The following is a 14,204-nucleotide window of genomic DNA, read 5'->3' as shown; positions in this document are numbered from 1 at the left end:
GTTGGTCATGGAGTTCGGAACGCTGGAGCGACAAGTGCACGTCGAGGCTTCACCCGAGGTGGTCTTCGAGGTCGTGAGCCGCCCGGAGCACATCCGAGAGTGGTGGTCGGACGACGCGAGCCTCGACGCCGTGGCGCCAGGTGCCGTGGGGGAGTTGGTCTGGCGTGACGGTGTTGACTCCCAGGTCGAGTCCTTCACGGTCGTCGACGTGGACCCGCCGCGTCGGTTCTCGTTTCGTTGGGTCACATCTGAGGGTGAGACGGCCAAGGAGGGCAACTCCCTGTTGGTGACCTTCGACCTCGAGCCGTCCGCCACGGGAACGACCTTGCGGCTCACCGAGACCGGCTTCCGAGAGAAGGGCTGGGAGGTCGCGGTCCTCGAGGAGGCCTACCGCGACCACGAGCGTGGCTGGGACTTGTTCCTGCCGCGGTTGGTTGCGCACGCGGCGACCGTGGCGGCATGAGCCCGGCGCCGAACGTCGCGACGAGCGCCCCCGTCGACGACGACCTCTGGTCCGCGGTGGGTGACCCCACCCGTCGGCGGATGCTCGACGCGCTCATCGCCGGCCCGGGGACGGCCACGAGCCTCAGCGAGGTCCTGCCGGTCACGCGGCAGGCGGTGGCCAAACACCTGTCGGTACTCGACCGAGTCGGACTGGTGCACAGCACCCAAGTCGGGAGAGAGCGCCACTACCAGGTGGATGAGGCGCAGCTCGCCCGAGCGGTCGCACAGCTGTCCGCCGTGGGCAACGCCTGGGACGCCCGACTGCAGCACATCAAGCGCATCGCCGAATCCATCGAACGCGCCAAGAACAACACTCACGACACATCACACAAGGACGCATCAGAGAAGCACGCATCAGAGAAGGGAAAGAACCATGGTTGACATCCTGCATCAGGTGGGAGTCCGCGCGACTCCGGACAAGGTCTTCGACGCCCTCACCACCATCGACGGACTCAGTGGGTGGTGGACCGAAGACACCACTGGCTCCACGGACGTGGGCGGCGTGATCCAGTTCCGCTTCCCGTCAGGTGGATTCGACATGCGCGTGCTCGAGTCGGTGCCCGGCGAGCGCGTCGTCTGGGAGGTCGTCGGCGGACCCGAGGAGTGGATCGGGACCACGATCGACTGGGTCATGTTCCAGGACGACAAAGTCGGCGACTGGACTGTCGTCAACTTCGGCCACCGCGGCTGGAAGGAGCCGATCCCGTTCATGCACCACTGCAGCACCAAGTGGGCGACATTCCTGTTGAGCCTCAAGGAGCTCATAGAGCACGGTGCCGGGTCACCCAGTCCACGTGACCTCAAGATCATCTTCTGGGAGCTCGAGGCTGCGGCGCGCTGAGCTATACAGCAGGCAGAGCCAGTGCTGGCGAGGTCAGGCCGGATCGGCCGCCTCGGGCACCGCTCGAGCCATGTCGGTCAGGCAGGACGTGACAGTCTCCAGGGCGAGTCGTGCCGTCGCCGCGTCCGCGTAGCAGGCCAGGAGCAGGTTCTCGACTCGCGCCGCCCCCATCGCCGAGTGCGCGCCAGATCCGAGAGTGGACACGTGCTCCACGCTGCGCACCATGGTGGTGGCTGCCCCAGGGATCTCGGCGTTGTGCGTTTTCACCGGCAGGCCGTCGTATTCCGAGCACGCCGCCCACCGGGTGAACTCCTCCTCGACCCGTCCCACGCCTTCTTGGGAGGGCTCGAGAACCTCGACCTGCGAGAAGGTCCAGCCGATCCGTTCGGAATGCCGCGTCGCAGGGTCGCTCGGTCCGCCCGCGATCGATGTCTGGGCGGTACTTGCCGTGGACCACGCCGTTGTCACGTCGGCTGTGATTGCGGACGCGGAGTAACAGAAGTCGATGGCGTGCACGCGTTCCGTGATCGCCTCTTTCGTCCTGCCGTCCGCGAATCGCTGTCCCGCAGCAGCGATCCCTTTCGCCTGTTCGTGGGCCACTGGGTGCGCAGGCAGCGGGTATGCCGGCCTGCTAGCCCGCACCTCCACCTCACGATCAGCGGGGACGGACGGAGAACATGCGCCGAGCGGCAGGGAGGCGGCAATGACGAGGGCGGCAACGGCATACGATCTGCGTGAAGTCATGCCGGGAGTCTCGCCAAAATCACGAAACCGGCCGCGGAGTTATCCACAGTGATGCTCGCGGTTGGTCAAGAATGGTGGTTGCAGGGGTCTTTGGCGAGTTGCGCGCCGAGCGTCAGCCATGGGAGTCACCGCGCCGCGCGTAGGTTCGCCAGACGTATCGCCACGGCGTGACGGCAAGGATGATCACGACCAGCGAGTTCTTGATCAGCAGTTCCGTCGTCGCCTCGTCGAGCGGACCCGACATGGCGCGGGGGAGGGCGACCAGGCCCAGCCACAACAGCTTCCACGCCGACTCGAAGAGCAACACCGGCAACAGCTTGACTGGGTGGAGCACCACCCCCTCGAAGAGTGGAAGCGAGTGGGCAGATGGCAACAGCGGCCACTTGACCACGGCCAGGCCGACGACCATGACGAGATAGCCGGAGCGCATGAGGTTGATCCGTGTCCGCGAGAGTTCGGCCGGAGCCGAGGGAACGGGGCTCTCGCGCTCGCGGGGGAGCGAGGATGACCGCGACCTATGAGTTCGTCGTCGATGGTCACCTTGACGACCACTGGTCGGCGTTCCTCGGCGGACTTGCCCTGAGGCACGTCGGGGACGGGACCTCGCTGCTGACGGGAGCCCTGGCCGACCAGTCCCAACTCCACGGGGTCCTCAGCGGGTTGCGCGATGTCGGAGCGGGGCTGTTGGCTGTGCGGATGGTCGAGGAGGAGCCGAACCCGCTCGCCGGACTGGCGTGGCCGAAGCGCACCGAGCGGCTCAGCCTGAGACGGGCTCGCGCTGACGATGCCGAGGCGACGTGGCAGTTCCGACGCCTCGACTCTGTGGGGAGGTGGCAGACCCACGGGCCGATGGACCTCGAGGACCACCGATCTCGCTTCGCCGAGCCAGATGCCCTCGCCGTGACCCTGGTGGTCGAACTCGACGGGGAGGTCATCGGCGACCTCATGCTGCGGGTGCAGGACGCCTGGGGCCAAGCGGAGGTGCAGGACGACGCGCGGGGCACTCAGGCAGAGCTTGCCTGGACGCTGCACCCGGCATGCGAGGGGAACGGGTACGCGACCGAGGCGGTGCGCGAACTCATCCGAATCTGCTTCTCCGAGCTGGGAATTCGCCGGATCGTCGCAGAGTGCTTCGCTGGTAACGACAGGTCGTGGCGCCTCATGGAGCGGGTGGGGATGCGCCGCGAGTTGCACGCTGTCCGCGACGCGCTCCACAGGTCGGGGGAGTGGATGGACACGTTGGGTTACGCACTGCTGCGCAGCGACCACGTGGAGTCGTGAGGCCAGATTAGAACTGGCGGTTGCACGGGACGTTAGCCAATGCGGCGAGACCACGCCGGTCGCCGTCCGACAGCGTGAGGCTCCCGAGGCCGTTGTCGCTCATCAGCTGCCCGTCGACACCGGCGTGACCGAGTCCGATCACATGCCCGAGTTCGTGGGCGATCACGGCGACAGCCTGCTTCTGCCCTTCCCGCCTGGTGAGGATTCCCTGCACTTCGGCTGAGTCGAGGTGGACGATCCCGGAGACATTCCACAGCCGACCCGTCGAGTCCGCCGTCGCGGTGCTCCCGCCGATCCCGACAGCCGACTCCAGCCCCGGGCTCTGGTTCCGGTCGGTCCACGCCACGAGGACCGGCGACCACCGATTGCCATACCTCGCCCGGTCCGTGGGTGGCCGCGACTCGGCCGCCGGCTCATCGGTGAGGCCATCCACCACGATCTGGAGGCCCGCAGCCGGGCCGATCTGCTCAATGGCGGCATCGAGCAACGCTTCCGCACCCGCGGGCGCTGACGACGGATTCATCACCACGTGCAGGGGACGGCACGGGTCGTAGGCCGCAGGCCCCCGCCCGTTCTCGGTCATGAACGTGTACCCACCCGACCCCACGACGGGCCGCGGGCCGGCAGCGACAGGAGCGGACCCCACGTCGTTGGGCAAGGGCGGCCGCTCGGTCACCGTCACGATCGCCGCAATCTGGTCGATCGGCTCCTTCGCGGCCTGGCGCACCCACAGCAACCCGCCCGTCAGAACCAACGCAAGCACGACGGGAAGGGAGACCATGGGCATCCGGGACGCGGACGGCATACGGAGAAGATCGCACCGAGGCGTGGGCTGCCGCAGGCAAACGGACAAGTGCGCCGTACGACCACGGAACGACCTCGCGTATGCCGGTGAGTCGCCTCACCGGCACACGTCCGCTCGGCGTGTTGAGACTGCGACACGCCGTGGTGCTGATGTGACAAATGTGATTTGTGTGACTGATGTGGTGCTAGCGTCCGTTCGCGACAGCGGGAAGGACGCAGGGGTCCACGACGCGGCGACGCGGCTGGCCGACTCTCCATCCCACATCTGAGGCAATGGAGGAGCAGTCCAATGCAGACGATCGAGTCAACGATGCGGGCGAAGGGTCGACACACGACGCGCCGCATGGCGAGTGCCACCTTCGGCTTGGGCCTGACGGCTGCGGCCACCATCGGGTTCGCCGGAGCGGCCCACGCGGACCCGGGCGACAACATCACCATCTGTCACGCGACGGCTTCCGAACAGAACCCGTTCAACGTCATCACGGTCGACGCCAACTCGATCATCGGCGACAGCGGCCACGGCGCCCACGAGAACGACGTCATCCCGCCCTTCGAGTTCGTCTCGGACGCGACCGGCGAGACCGTGTCGTTCGAGGGCCTGAACTGGAACGACAACTGGACCACCGACGGTGAAGGCGTTGCGACCGAGGAGGTGGACGACGAGATGTGCGAGGCACCGGAAGAACCGCCCACCACCCCGACTCCCACGGCGACCGCGACGGCCACGCCGACGCCCACGGCAACGGCAACGTCCACCGCCACCCCCACGGGGACGGCCACACCCACACCGACCGGCACAGGTACCCCCACGGGAACGCCGACGGGCCCTGCGGCCACGCCGACCCCCACCAAGCCGGTCGTCGAGACCGACGGGGTGGACCCGGCCGGTGTTGACTTCAGGCTCATCGGCGCCGGATCGGCTCTGGTCCTGACCGGGACCACCGCGCTCGTCCTGCTCAACCGCCGCCGGGGCATGCACTCCTGATGTCCCTGCGCCCACTCCGCCTGGGCGCCTTCGGAGCAGTCCTCGTCGGAGCGCTCCTCCTCGTCCTCGGCTTCACCGCCGGGAACGGAGGAGGAGCCTTCGACGAGGAGGCCTCGAGGCTCACGGGCGCCTCCGGACCTCGCCTCGAGATCCCCGAGATCGGGCTGACGGCCGATCTCAAGGGCGGCAGCGTCACCTCCGCAGGCAAGGTCGATCCACCTGCGGGCACGGCGATGTGGCTCCAGGGTTTCGACCGGGTTCGGCCCGGAACCGAGGGGACGGCGATCGTCGCGGGTCACCTTGAGCACTCGGGCAAGGACGACATCTTCGCCAAGCTCCCGAAGTTGCGCGTCGGGCAACAGTTCGACGTCGTTGCAGGAGAGGCGAACCTGACGTTCGAGATCAAGCGGACCCAGGTCGTCGACAAGGTCGCACTCACGGGGGACGACGTCGTCTGGGGTGAGAACACCTCGACGCGCAGGATCGTCCTCATCACCTGTGACGACGAGCTCGGCTACCGCAAGGACGGCCACCGCGTCGCCAACTACGTCGTCGTCGCGGAGGCCGTCTGACACCCTCCGGCAGGTGCCGCCCGTCAGCCCGACGGGCGGCTCAGTCCGTCGTGACTTCCTCGGGCATCTCGAAGGAGCCCGACGGGGGAGCGCCGCGGTAGGTCGCCAGCGACGCCGACATCGACGCGAAAACCGCAGTCTTGCCCTTGCCGGTGTTGGCGAACCGGGTCGTCCTCACACCGAGCGACGCGCCCTGCCAGGCCGCATCGTCGGCGCCGAGGAACTGCACCTCCCACGCGAAGTCCTCACGCTGAACGCGGAGGAGCTCACGGACCTTGTCCAGCGAGTACTCGTGCGACGAGTTCTCTTGCCCGTCCGTGACGACCACGAGCAGGACCCGTCCCGGCCGCTCGCCCTCGGGCAGAGCCGCGAGGTCCTCGCCGGTCCGGACGACCTCCATCCCGACCGCGTCGAGCAGAGCCGTCATGCCGCGCGGCACGAGCTCGTAGGTGAACTGCGTGTCCCTCATCCGCTCGACCGTCTCGAAGGCGCTGTCGAACTGCGAGAGGGTCACCGTGAGCTTGCCGTCAAGCGAGAACTGCTCTGCGAGAAGGGTGTTGATGCCCGCCTGCGCCTCCTCCCTGTCGGTGTCCATGCTGCCGGACCGGTCGACCACGAGGGTCAGGTGGGTGTAGTCGGGGTTGGTCATGGCGTCCTCCTGAGGATCGCAGTGCAACGGGTGACCGGCGTACCCCAGCCGGTCGGAGTTCATTGTGAGGGTGACCACTGACAGCCACCCGGTCGCTCGCGGGCCGATGCCCGAGCCGCGCGGCGGACGAGAAGCCGCGCGGCCGGCATACGAGAGATGTCGGGCGAAGCCCGGATCAGAAGGTGTCGTTGATCGTGACCTTGTCGAAGCCCTTCGGCTTCTTGTCCGTCGAGAAGCAGCTGAGCGTCACGGTCTGGCCGGGGAGGATCTGGTCCGAGTTGCAGTCGATCGTCGCCAGGACCTCGGTGCCCTTCATGTACTTGATCTGCACGAACGCGCCATCCCGCTCGCCCCGGTTGTTCGTCACCTTGAGGTTGGTGATCTCCATGCCGAAGGAGTTGCTCGAGACCTTCCACCCGGCGGCGTAGCTGAACTTCCGCACGTCGAAGGCCTTGCCCTCGACGATCGTCACCGGGTTGGCCTCGTTGCCGACGTCGTCCGGGTCGACCTCGGGCTCTGCCGGAGCTGCAGGAGCAGCGGGCGCAGCTGCCGCGGGGGGCGCGGACGAGGTCGCGGTCGTCGGCTCGCTGGACGCGGCGCTCGGCGTGTCCCCTCCACCGCCGAGTGCGCTCGCCATGATGCCGAACAGGAACAGCCCCAGGATCCCCGTGAGGATCTTGTGCCGCATGAACCAGTTCTGCTGCTTCACCGGCGGCGCCGGCGGGTTGACCGGCTGCCACTGCCCGGGCTGCATTGGCGGTTGCGGAGGCTGCTGTCCGTAGGGGTTCTGCTGCGCGTACTGCTGGGTGTCGCTCATGTCGTTCTCCTTGCTTCGTGGCCGGGTTCTGGGTCGGCCGGGTTGGCGTTGGAGAGAGTTCATCGCGGCGGGCGCTCTCGGGTCTGCCGCTGCGCGGCTCGCCTTCGTGAGCCGATCGGAGGGGATCTCGTATGCCGTGTCCAGCCGATCGGGGGACGTGCCTGTCGGTGCCGGGTTCTACTTTTCAGGCCATGACCACGCACGCGACGCCCCTTCGCCCTCAGGGCATCGGTGTCTGGCGTGCCCGTCTGGCCCATGTGCGCAAGCGCACGTGGTTCCTCTACCTCCCGATCTGCCTGATCAGTACGTCACTGGCGGTGAACTCGTTCGAGGGCCGTCAGCCCGGCTACGTGGCCGGTGGGACGATGTCGGATCTCGGGGCCATCGCCTTTTTCATCGGCATCGGCGCGGCAGTTGCCCTCAGGTGGCGACGCCGCTTCCCGGAGATCGTCGTCCTCGCGACGAGCGCTGTGGCGCTGGTCCTTCCACTTGATCCGGTGCCCGCGCTCATCGCCTTCGGGTCGCTCCTCGTGCGGCGCCTCGATCGGGTCGCCCTCGGCCTGGGGGCTCTCGTCACGGTGGCGACGTTCTCCTCGACCTGGCGTGACTCGCGTGGCACGTCGATGGACACGTCGTTCTGGCAGTTCCTGCGCACGCAGGACCCCAGTGCTCGGTTCGAACCGTTGTCGGTGTGGGTCGTCCTCCTCATCACCGCCGTGCTCGTCTGCATCGCTGTCGGCGTCGCCGTCCTCATCCGTTCCCGTGGTTCCCTGGCCGAGGCGCAGAGCGTCGTGCAGGAGCAACGCGCCGTGGTCGACCATCTGAGTGACGAGGTGGGTCGGCAGGCCGAGCGGGAGCGTCTCGCCCAGGAGGTCCACGACGCCCTCGGGCACCGGCTGTCGTTGCTGTCCCTGCACGCGGGCGCCCTCGAGGTGAACGCGGGGGAGGACTCGCGGGTCGCCGAGTCGGCCGCACTCGTGCGCGCCAACGCGCAGCAGTCGATGGCCGACCTGCGGTCGCTGCTCGCCATGCTCCGCCAGCCCGATGCTCCCGATGTCGCAGCCGCCGTGCCGACGTTGCGCGATGTGCCGGCCCTGATCGACGAGACGGTCGCCACGGGCGTGACCATCGTGTCCGTCGTGCAGCTGGAGGGGCTGGCGCGGCTCGACGAGACGACGAGCCGCAGCGCGTTCCGCATCACCCAGGAGCTCCTCACCAACGCCCGCCGGCACGCACCCGGCATCGGGGTGCGGGTGGAGGTGCGTGCCTCCCCGGAGATGGGAGTGCAGATCGAGGTGGCCAACCACCTCCCACCCCACGCGCCCGTCGCGTTCGACCCTGGAAGTGGACTGGCCGGCATACGTCATCGGGTTCTGGCGCTGGGAGGCGAGTTCCGTTGTGTCGTCGACGATCGTCGGGTCTTCCGCGTCGCATCCCGCATGCCGTGGGTCTGGGCCGCCGACATCGGCGCGGCCTGGGCGCCCGGCCAGCACCCTGACCAGAACGCGCCCGGCCCGAATCTTCCCGGCCCGAACATCGAAGGAGGCACGCGATGACGCGAGTGCTGCTCGTGGACGATGACCAACTCGTGTGTCGAGGGCTCGAGCTGATGCTGGATGCAGCCGAGGACGTGACGGTCGTGGGGAGTGTCCAGGACGGGGACGAGGTCGTGGGGGCCATCCATCGGCATCGACCGGACATCGTGCTGATGGACGTGCGCATGGCTCGTCAGGACGGCATCACCACGACGGCGTCGCTGTCGGCTCTGGCCGACTCTCCGAAGGTCATCGTCCTCACGACGTGGGACCACGACGACGTGGTCCTGCGCGCGGTCCATGCCGGTGCAGCCGGATTCCTGCTCAAGAGTGCGAGTCCGGGGGAGATCCTCGAGGCCGTGCGGTCGGTCGCGGCGGGTGACGGGGCCCTGTCCCCGCGAAGCGCGCGGCAGGTGGTCGAGCACCTCCAGTCGGATCCGGCGCGTGACCTGCGCCGGGCTGCAGAGGGACTCGTCGCGACGCTCACGCCACGGGAGGTCGACGTCGTGCGTTGCGTCGGACGAGGGATGTCGAACCCCCAGATGGCGTCGGCGCTGTTCCTCGGAGAGGCGACGGTGAAGTCCCACCTGCAACGTGCGCAGCAAAAGCTGGGGGTGGAGAGCAGGGTTCAGGTCGGCGTCCTCGCGGATCGTGCCGGCCTGCTCTGAGGGCTGGATCTGAGTTGGCGACCGCCGGTTCGTCGGATTCATTCTTGGATTCCCGCGCCATGACGCGTCTTGCAGGAGCACGATGGCTCCGGCGCCTCGCGCTCGCCCGGCGCCGATCGGACAACGTCGTCCGTGACCCAGGAGGATCCCTGTGCGCAAACCGTCCCTGCTCATCACTGCTGCCGCAGTCTCTGCCCTTGGGCTGAGCGCGGCACTTCCTGCTGGTGCCGCCGTCGGCACGGACACCAGCGCGCTCCGCGCCGCCGTCACCACGGCCGGCGTCATGGAGCATGCGGAAGCCTTCCAAGCGATCGCCGACGCGAACGGTGGCACCCGAGCCAGCGGCACGCCCGGTTATGACGCCTCGGCGGCCTACGTCACCGAGGTGCTCGAGGCCGCGGGCTACTCCGTGCGGTCGCAGTCGTTCGACTACGAATTCTTCGTCGTCGACGGGCCGCCTGTCATCGACGCCGTCTCGCCGAACCTGGATCCGTGGATCAACGGGGCCGACGCGGGCGTCATGGAGTATTCCGGAGCCGGCAATGTGACGGCACCGGTCACCGCCGTTGACCTCGTCCTGCCCCCGACTGCTGCTCCGAGCTCGTCGAGTGGCTGTGAGGCAGCCGACTTCGCCGGGTTCCCGGCCGGCAACATCGCCCTCATCCAGCGCGGAACCTGCACCTTCCGGCAGAAGGCCGACAACGCGATCACCGCTGGCGCGAGCGCCGTCATCATCTTCAACGAGGGCCAGGAGGGACGCACCGACCTCATCAGCGGCACGCTTGACCCAACGCAGGTGTCGGTGCCGGTTATGGACACCACCTTCGCGATCGGCAACCAGCTGGCTGGCTTGGTCGCCCAGGGCCCGCTGACCGTCAACGTCAACGCTGCCGTCCACGTCGACCAGAACACGACGGCCAACGTCATCGCCGACTCGGCCACAGGCCGCACGGACCGCACGATCGTCGTGGGTGCCCACCTCGACTCCGTGGACGTGGGTCCCGGCATCAACGACAACGGCTCGGGCAGCGCGACCATCCTCGAGATCGCCCAGCAAATGGCCGACCTCAAGCTCAGGAACGCCGTCCGTTTCACCTTCTGGGGTGCTGAGGAGTCCGGTCTCATCGGCTCGCAGCACTACGTCGACTCCCTGACGCGTCAGCAGCTCAACACTGTTGAGGGCTACCTCAACTTCGACATGGTCGGATCGCCGAACTTCGTGCGCTTCGTCTATGACGGTGACGGCAGCGCGTTCGGCGTCAACGGGCCCAGCGGAAGCGGGCACATCGAGAAGACGTTCAACTCGTACTTCTCGGGTCAGAGCCTGGCCACGGAGCCGACGGAGTTCGACGGTCGTTCGGACTACGACGCGTTCATCAACGCAGGCATCCCGGCCGGAGGCCTCTTCACCGGCGCCGAAGGCATCAAGACCGCGGAGCAGGCTGAGATCTACGGCGGCACGGCCGACATCGCCTACGACCCGTGCTACCACGCAGAGTGTGACGACATCAGCAACCTGAGTTCCACCGCTCTGGACCAGATGTCCGACGCGGCCGCCCACGCGACCTTGACCTATGCCATGTCGAACTCGTCGATCAACGGCACGGCCAAGGCCTCGGCGAAGGCTGGCGGGTCGTCTGACGCGTCCGAGTTCCGGGGTTCGCACCGCATCCGCTGACGCGGAGACCTGTTGAAGTCGCCCCCGGCCGAACGGCCGGGGGCGACTTTCTGCTGTGACCGTTCGCGGAGCCTTGTTGCGGCGGTTCGTGAATTCCGTTGGGGGAGGACCGTGTTCGCTGGCCCCGGCCCACGAAAAGGGTGGCTGTCAGTGCTCGCCGATAGGTTGGTCCCAGTCGTTCAAGGAGGACCGATGAGTGAGCAGCAGGAGGCTCCGAGCACGCCATTGCGTGCGGCGCTCACTGCTGCTCACGACAGGCTCCTCGTCGTGGGCGACGTGCTCGCGTCTCTGAGTGCTGCCGAGTTGGCCGAACTCATGACGCTTGCCGACAAGGTCAAGGCTCAGGCTGCGGCAACGCAGGTTCGGGTGACGGCCGAGGCGGCCCATCGTGGCGAGTTCACCGCTGCCCGCCGGGGCGTCGGCACGGCCCACGCGTGGGTGCGAGAGCACGCCCCATCGTTGCGGCAGGGAAGCGCGGGCCAGGTGGCTCAGTTTGCTTCGGACGCAGCGGCCGCGACTCCTGCCGGCGAGTGGTCGCACGGCGGTCCGACCGCCGGGGCATACGCCGATGACAGCAGGCCCGAGGGGATCGTGTGGCCGCGAGTCGTCTCCGGTGAGATCGGCGTGGGCCTCGCTCTCACCGCCTTGCGCGAGGCCGCGCGAATGAAGGACCTGCTCACACCCGAGGCACTGCCCACCGTCACCGGGGCGATCCTTGACCACGGCGTCCTGTGGGGGCAGGCCGAGGCACGCAAGCTACGGCCACGCCTGTTGGCGGAGCACGGGATCGAGGGCGAGTTCGACGACTCTGAAAAGAAGCTGCGCGGGGGTGCGTTCCTGTCCAGCCCCGTGGTGGCCGACGGCGACCTGACGGAGTACAGGATGGCGATGACGCCAGAGCAGGCCGCGCGGCTGGAGGCATCCATCGGGCCGTTGTCCAAGCCGGCGCCGAACGCCGACACCGGCGAGGCGGACCTGCGCCCTGCAGGGCAACGCCGAGTGGAGGCTCTGACAACGGTGCTGGGAGGGGTCGCCTCTCGCGATGCGGGTCAGGGTGGCCCCGGAGGCGCCGCGACGGTCCTGCACGTCTCGATGGCCTTGGCCGACCTGCTCGCCGGACTGGCGGGCGCAGGTGGCGCGGTTGGCGCGGGTGGAATGGACCTGCAGGGGTGCGGGAGGGTCATGGGTTCTCGCGCGCAGCAGACCATGCTGTCGCCCTCGACCGTGCGGCGGATGGCCTGCGATGCCGACGTCCTGCCGGTCGTTCTCGGCGCACACGGCGAGGTGGTGGACCTCGGTCGCGCCACCCGGCTGTTCAGCCGCGGGCAGCGCCGAGTGCTGTGGCACCGTGACCGTCAGTGCACCTTCCCGGGATGTGATGCACCTGCAACCTGGGCTCAGGCCCATCACCTGGTGCATTGGGCAGACGGCGGACCGTCAGACCTCTCGAACGCAGCCCTGCTGTGCCAGCGACACCACACGCAAGTGCACGACAGGCGACTCATCGCGACAGTTCATCCGCCCGACGAATGGGGCCGGTGTGTGGTCTGGGACCTGACGCCCGGAAGCTACGACGAACAGCTGCCTCGGAGGCTCGCCGAGTTTGCCCACCGGAGACAACGTGATCCCGACGACGCAACTGCACGCCTGCGAAGGCTCGACACCGGTCCGCCGGACGCCTGGGCGATGGCGATCCCCGATTGGCTGAGCCATGCGATCGCCGCTGACCTCGAGGCTGAGCACCTCGCTGCCCAACAGATCGAGGATGGATGGGACGACGTGCCGTGGGACGACGTCGCCTGACTGGATCTCGGCAGGCGACAATCAGGTCATGACCGCAGGCGTCGAGGTCGATGCAGCTGTCACTCCGTCGCGTCACCGTGAGGCTCAGTCCCGAGGTGAGCGGATCGCCCGCCCGCTGCGGCTCATGACGCGGCAGTGGGGTCCCGCTGACGAGGCACTCCTGAACCGTCTCGGTCAGGCGCTCATGGAGCGCGACGAACTCGGTTCGGACCTGGTCTCCGCTATGCGCCAGCCAGTGGGGAGTCCGGGCAAGGTGACGCACGCGCAACTACGCGCCGCGCTGGAGACGGGGGCGGACGGCATACCGGATGCGCCGCAGGCACTTCGTGATTTCTTCGGTGTGGTGAGCGCGCCGCCGGAGTGGGTCGACTGGGACCTCGTCGATCGAGGGGCCGCAGTGTTCAGACGTCTGGGACGCAACGCCGGCGACGTGCTGCTCATGCTGTCGCTCACGGGTGGATACCGGTTCGGCGGGCCGGCCGACCTTCTCGTCGCGACCGGAGCCCTGACAGGGGACTCGACCATGCGGCGCCTCGCGGAGACGCAACATTGGGTTCTCAGCCTCATGAACCCCGGTGCCCTGAGGCCGGGAGCCGAGGCGTGGCGTCTGACGTTGCACGTTCGTGTCATGCACGCCATGGTCAACGCGACCTTCGAGACGTCGCCGATCTGGGACATCGAACGGTGGGGCCTGCCGATCAACCAAGCCGATCAGGCAGGGACCCTGGGGCTCTTCGACGCCACGGTCATCGTCGCGTCCCGTGGGCTGGGAGTCCCTGTGCCACAGGAGGATTCACGCGCGTTGCTCCACCTGTGGAAGTACGTCGGCTGGCTGATGGGCGTCCATCCCGACTTCCTGACGGACGATGAGAGGGAACGCAACAAGCTCAACTTGCACGTCCTGCTGGCGGCAGCGGACCAGACGGACGCTGGACGGGAACTCGCCCAGGCGCTCGTCGGCGTGCAACGGGAGCGGCAATTCGGCATCCGCAACCAGCGGCTATCCAGGGCTCGAGGGCGATACGAGGAAGAGCGCTTGCTCAGCATGTTGACCACGCTGTTGCAGCCGGCCAGCATGCGCGAACTCGGTCTGCCCATGCGACCACCGTGGGCGTATGCCGCCCGACTGGGTGGCAATCTTTGGCGTCACCAGGTGGTGGGCCGTCTCCCCGGTGGCCGGGTACGACTCGAACGCTGGGGTGAGGCGATCCAGAACCGTGATCATGCGACGTATCTGGCGGCCGGTTCCGGTGACCGAGTGGGCGACCTGCCCGACAGGCCCTCGGATGGCGAGGCTGTCTGACGGGCAGGTCGCGTGTGGCT

General features: G+C 67.9%; 16 protein-coding genes. 11 read left to right on the top strand and 5 right to left on the bottom strand.

The window, feature by feature from the left end:
• Window positions 1-7: 7 nt before the first annotated feature.
• The 3 genes from N802_RS16785 to N802_RS16775 are packed head-to-tail and all read left to right on the top strand — an operon-like array spanning window position 8 to window position 1,345.
• A complete protein-coding gene (locus N802_RS16785; RefSeq protein WP_035918542.1) occupies window positions 8-463 on the top strand; it encodes an SRPBCC family protein in 456 nt (151 codons plus the stop codon).
• Window positions 460-885 (top strand): ArsR/SmtB family transcription factor, encoded by a 426-nt coding sequence (locus N802_RS16780; protein ID WP_052110087.1) that lies wholly within the window; start codon window positions 460-462, stop codon window positions 883-885. The genes N802_RS16785 and N802_RS16780 overlap by 4 nt, the downstream gene beginning before the upstream one ends.
• Window positions 878-1,345, top strand: a complete 468-nt coding sequence (locus N802_RS16775; RefSeq protein WP_035918539.1) for an SRPBCC family protein — start codon at window positions 878-880, stop codon at window positions 1,343-1,345. The genes N802_RS16780 and N802_RS16775 overlap by 8 nt, the downstream gene beginning before the upstream one ends.
• Window positions 1,346-1,378: 33 nt before the next feature.
• On the opposite strand, the gene N802_RS16770 is transcribed toward N802_RS16775, so the two are convergent.
• Together N802_RS16770 and N802_RS16765 are read right to left on the bottom strand one after the other, a co-directional pair.
• Window positions 1,379-2,089: a hypothetical protein gene (locus tag N802_RS16770; protein ID WP_156971477.1), complete on the bottom strand. Its 711-nt coding sequence runs from the start codon at window positions 2,087-2,089 to the stop codon at window positions 1,379-1,381.
• Between the two features lie 112 nt (window positions 2,090-2,201).
• Window positions 2,202-2,519 carry a hypothetical protein gene (locus tag N802_RS16765; protein ID WP_211254451.1) on the bottom strand — a complete coding sequence of 106 codons (318 nt, stop codon included), beginning with the start codon at window positions 2,517-2,519 and terminating at the stop codon, window positions 2,202-2,204.
• A 74-nt stretch (window positions 2,520-2,593) separates the two neighbouring features.
• Here N802_RS16765 and N802_RS16760 point away from each other — a divergent pair, with 74 nt between their 5' ends.
• Window positions 2,594-3,370, top strand: a complete 777-nt coding sequence (locus N802_RS16760; RefSeq protein ID WP_245613989.1) for a GNAT family N-acetyltransferase — start codon at window positions 2,594-2,596, stop codon at window positions 3,368-3,370.
• 7 nt (window positions 3,371-3,377) lie between these two features.
• Here the strand turns inward: N802_RS16760 and N802_RS16755 are convergent, their stop codons facing one another.
• Window positions 3,378-4,175, bottom strand: a complete 798-nt coding sequence (locus N802_RS16755; RefSeq protein WP_084072305.1) for a matrixin family metalloprotease — start codon at window positions 4,173-4,175, stop codon at window positions 3,378-3,380.
• A 288-nt stretch (window positions 4,176-4,463) separates the two neighbouring features.
• Here N802_RS16755 and N802_RS20660 point away from each other — a divergent pair, with 288 nt between their 5' ends.
• Window positions 4,464-5,159: a hypothetical protein gene (locus N802_RS20660; RefSeq protein ID WP_035918532.1), complete on the top strand. Its 696-nt coding sequence runs from the start codon at window positions 4,464-4,466 to the stop codon at window positions 5,157-5,159.
• Entirely contained in the window at window positions 5,159-5,731 is a 573-nt protein-coding gene (locus N802_RS16745; protein WP_035918529.1) for a class F sortase, read from the top strand. Before N802_RS20660 ends, N802_RS16745 begins: the two co-directional genes overlap by 1 nt.
• Window positions 5,732-5,771: 40 nt before the next feature.
• Here N802_RS16745 and N802_RS16740 read toward each other — a convergent pair whose 3' ends face one another.
• Window positions 5,772-6,380 (bottom strand): vWA domain-containing protein, encoded by a 609-nt coding sequence (locus N802_RS16740; protein ID WP_035918524.1) that lies wholly within the window; start codon window positions 6,378-6,380, stop codon window positions 5,772-5,774.
• Window positions 6,381-6,555: 175 nt separating this feature from the next.
• The gene (locus tag N802_RS19710; RefSeq protein ID WP_052110085.1) at window positions 6,556-7,197 is read right to left on the bottom strand and encodes a hypothetical protein; all 642 of its coding nucleotides are present in this window, start codon (window positions 7,195-7,197) and stop codon (window positions 6,556-6,558) included.
• Window positions 7,198-7,388: 191 nt separating this feature from the next.
• Between N802_RS19710 and N802_RS19705 the strand changes: the two genes are divergently transcribed.
• The 5 genes from N802_RS19705 to N802_RS16710 all read left to right on the top strand — a co-directional run bounded on the left by N802_RS19705 (window position 7,389) and on the right by N802_RS16710 (window position 14,184).
• Window positions 7,389-8,753, top strand: coding sequence for a sensor histidine kinase (locus N802_RS19705; RefSeq protein ID WP_052110084.1), 1,365 nt, complete (start codon window positions 7,389-7,391; stop codon window positions 8,751-8,753).
• On the top strand, window positions 8,750-9,400 hold the full coding sequence (locus tag N802_RS16725) for a response regulator (RefSeq protein WP_035918521.1): 651 nt from the start codon (window positions 8,750-8,752) through the stop codon (window positions 9,398-9,400). The genes N802_RS19705 and N802_RS16725 overlap by 4 nt, the downstream gene beginning before the upstream one ends.
• A gap of 151 nt (window positions 9,401-9,551) precedes the next feature.
• A complete protein-coding gene (locus N802_RS16720) occupies window positions 9,552-11,078 on the top strand; it encodes a M20/M25/M40 family metallo-hydrolase (RefSeq protein WP_035918518.1) in 1,527 nt (508 codons plus the stop codon).
• Window positions 11,079-11,270: 192 nt separating this feature from the next.
• Entirely contained in the window at window positions 11,271-12,881 is a 1,611-nt protein-coding gene (locus N802_RS19700) for an HNH endonuclease signature motif containing protein (RefSeq protein WP_052110083.1), read from the top strand.
• 28 nt (window positions 12,882-12,909) lie between these two features.
• On the top strand, window positions 12,910-14,184 hold the full coding sequence (locus N802_RS16710) for an oxygenase MpaB family protein (protein ID WP_035918630.1): 1,275 nt from the start codon (window positions 12,910-12,912) through the stop codon (window positions 14,182-14,184).
• The last annotated feature ends 20 nt before the right edge of the window (window positions 14,185-14,204 follow it).

The sequence above is a fragment of the Knoellia sinensis KCTC 19936 genome, assembly GCF_000768705.1.
Classification (GTDB): Bacteria; Actinomycetota; Actinomycetes; order Actinomycetales; family Dermatophilaceae; genus Knoellia; species Knoellia sinensis.
The sequence above is the reverse complement of the archived record's forward strand: the minus strand, read 5'-3'. Positions and strand labels throughout refer to the sequence as shown.

What these genes read in the sequence shown, in the direction of transcription:
- N802_RS16710 (WP_035918630.1), top strand. Translation starts at nt 12,910, where the DNA reads ATGACCGCAGGCGTCGAGGTCGATGCAGCTGTCACTCCGTCGCGTCAC.
- N802_RS16780 (WP_052110087.1), top strand. Translation starts at nt 460, where the DNA reads ATGAGCCCGGCGCCGAACGTCGCGACGAGCGCCCCCGTCGACGACGAC.
- N802_RS16745 (WP_035918529.1), top strand. Translation starts at nt 5,159, where the DNA reads ATGTCCCTGCGCCCACTCCGCCTGGGCGCCTTCGGAGCAGTCCTCGTC.
- N802_RS19710 (WP_052110085.1), bottom strand. Translation starts at nt 7,197, where the DNA reads ATGAGCGACACCCAGCAGTACGCGCAGCAGAACCCCTACGGACAGCAG.
- N802_RS19700 (WP_052110083.1), top strand. Translation starts at nt 11,271, where the DNA reads ATGAGTGAGCAGCAGGAGGCTCCGAGCACGCCATTGCGTGCGGCGCTC.
- N802_RS16775 (WP_035918539.1), top strand. Translation starts at nt 878, where the DNA reads ATGGTTGACATCCTGCATCAGGTGGGAGTCCGCGCGACTCCGGACAAG.
- N802_RS16755 (WP_084072305.1), bottom strand. Translation starts at nt 4,175, where the DNA reads ATGCCGTCCGCGTCCCGGATGCCCATGGTCTCCCTTCCCGTCGTGCTT.
- N802_RS16740 (WP_035918524.1), bottom strand. Translation starts at nt 6,380, where the DNA reads ATGACCAACCCCGACTACACCCACCTGACCCTCGTGGTCGACCGGTCC.
- N802_RS16770 (WP_156971477.1), bottom strand. Translation starts at nt 2,089, where the DNA reads ATGACTTCACGCAGATCGTATGCCGTTGCCGCCCTCGTCATTGCCGCC.
- N802_RS16725 (WP_035918521.1), top strand. Translation starts at nt 8,750, where the DNA reads ATGACGCGAGTGCTGCTCGTGGACGATGACCAACTCGTGTGTCGAGGG.
- N802_RS20660 (WP_035918532.1), top strand. Translation starts at nt 4,464, where the DNA reads ATGCAGACGATCGAGTCAACGATGCGGGCGAAGGGTCGACACACGACG.
- N802_RS19705 (WP_052110084.1), top strand. Translation starts at nt 7,389, where the DNA reads ATGACCACGCACGCGACGCCCCTTCGCCCTCAGGGCATCGGTGTCTGG.
- N802_RS16765 (WP_211254451.1), bottom strand. Translation starts at nt 2,519, where the DNA reads ATGCGCTCCGGCTATCTCGTCATGGTCGTCGGCCTGGCCGTGGTCAAG.
- N802_RS16785 (WP_035918542.1), top strand. Translation starts at nt 8, where the DNA reads ATGGAGTTCGGAACGCTGGAGCGACAAGTGCACGTCGAGGCTTCACCC.
- N802_RS16760 (WP_245613989.1), top strand. Translation starts at nt 2,594, where the DNA reads ATGACCGCGACCTATGAGTTCGTCGTCGATGGTCACCTTGACGACCAC.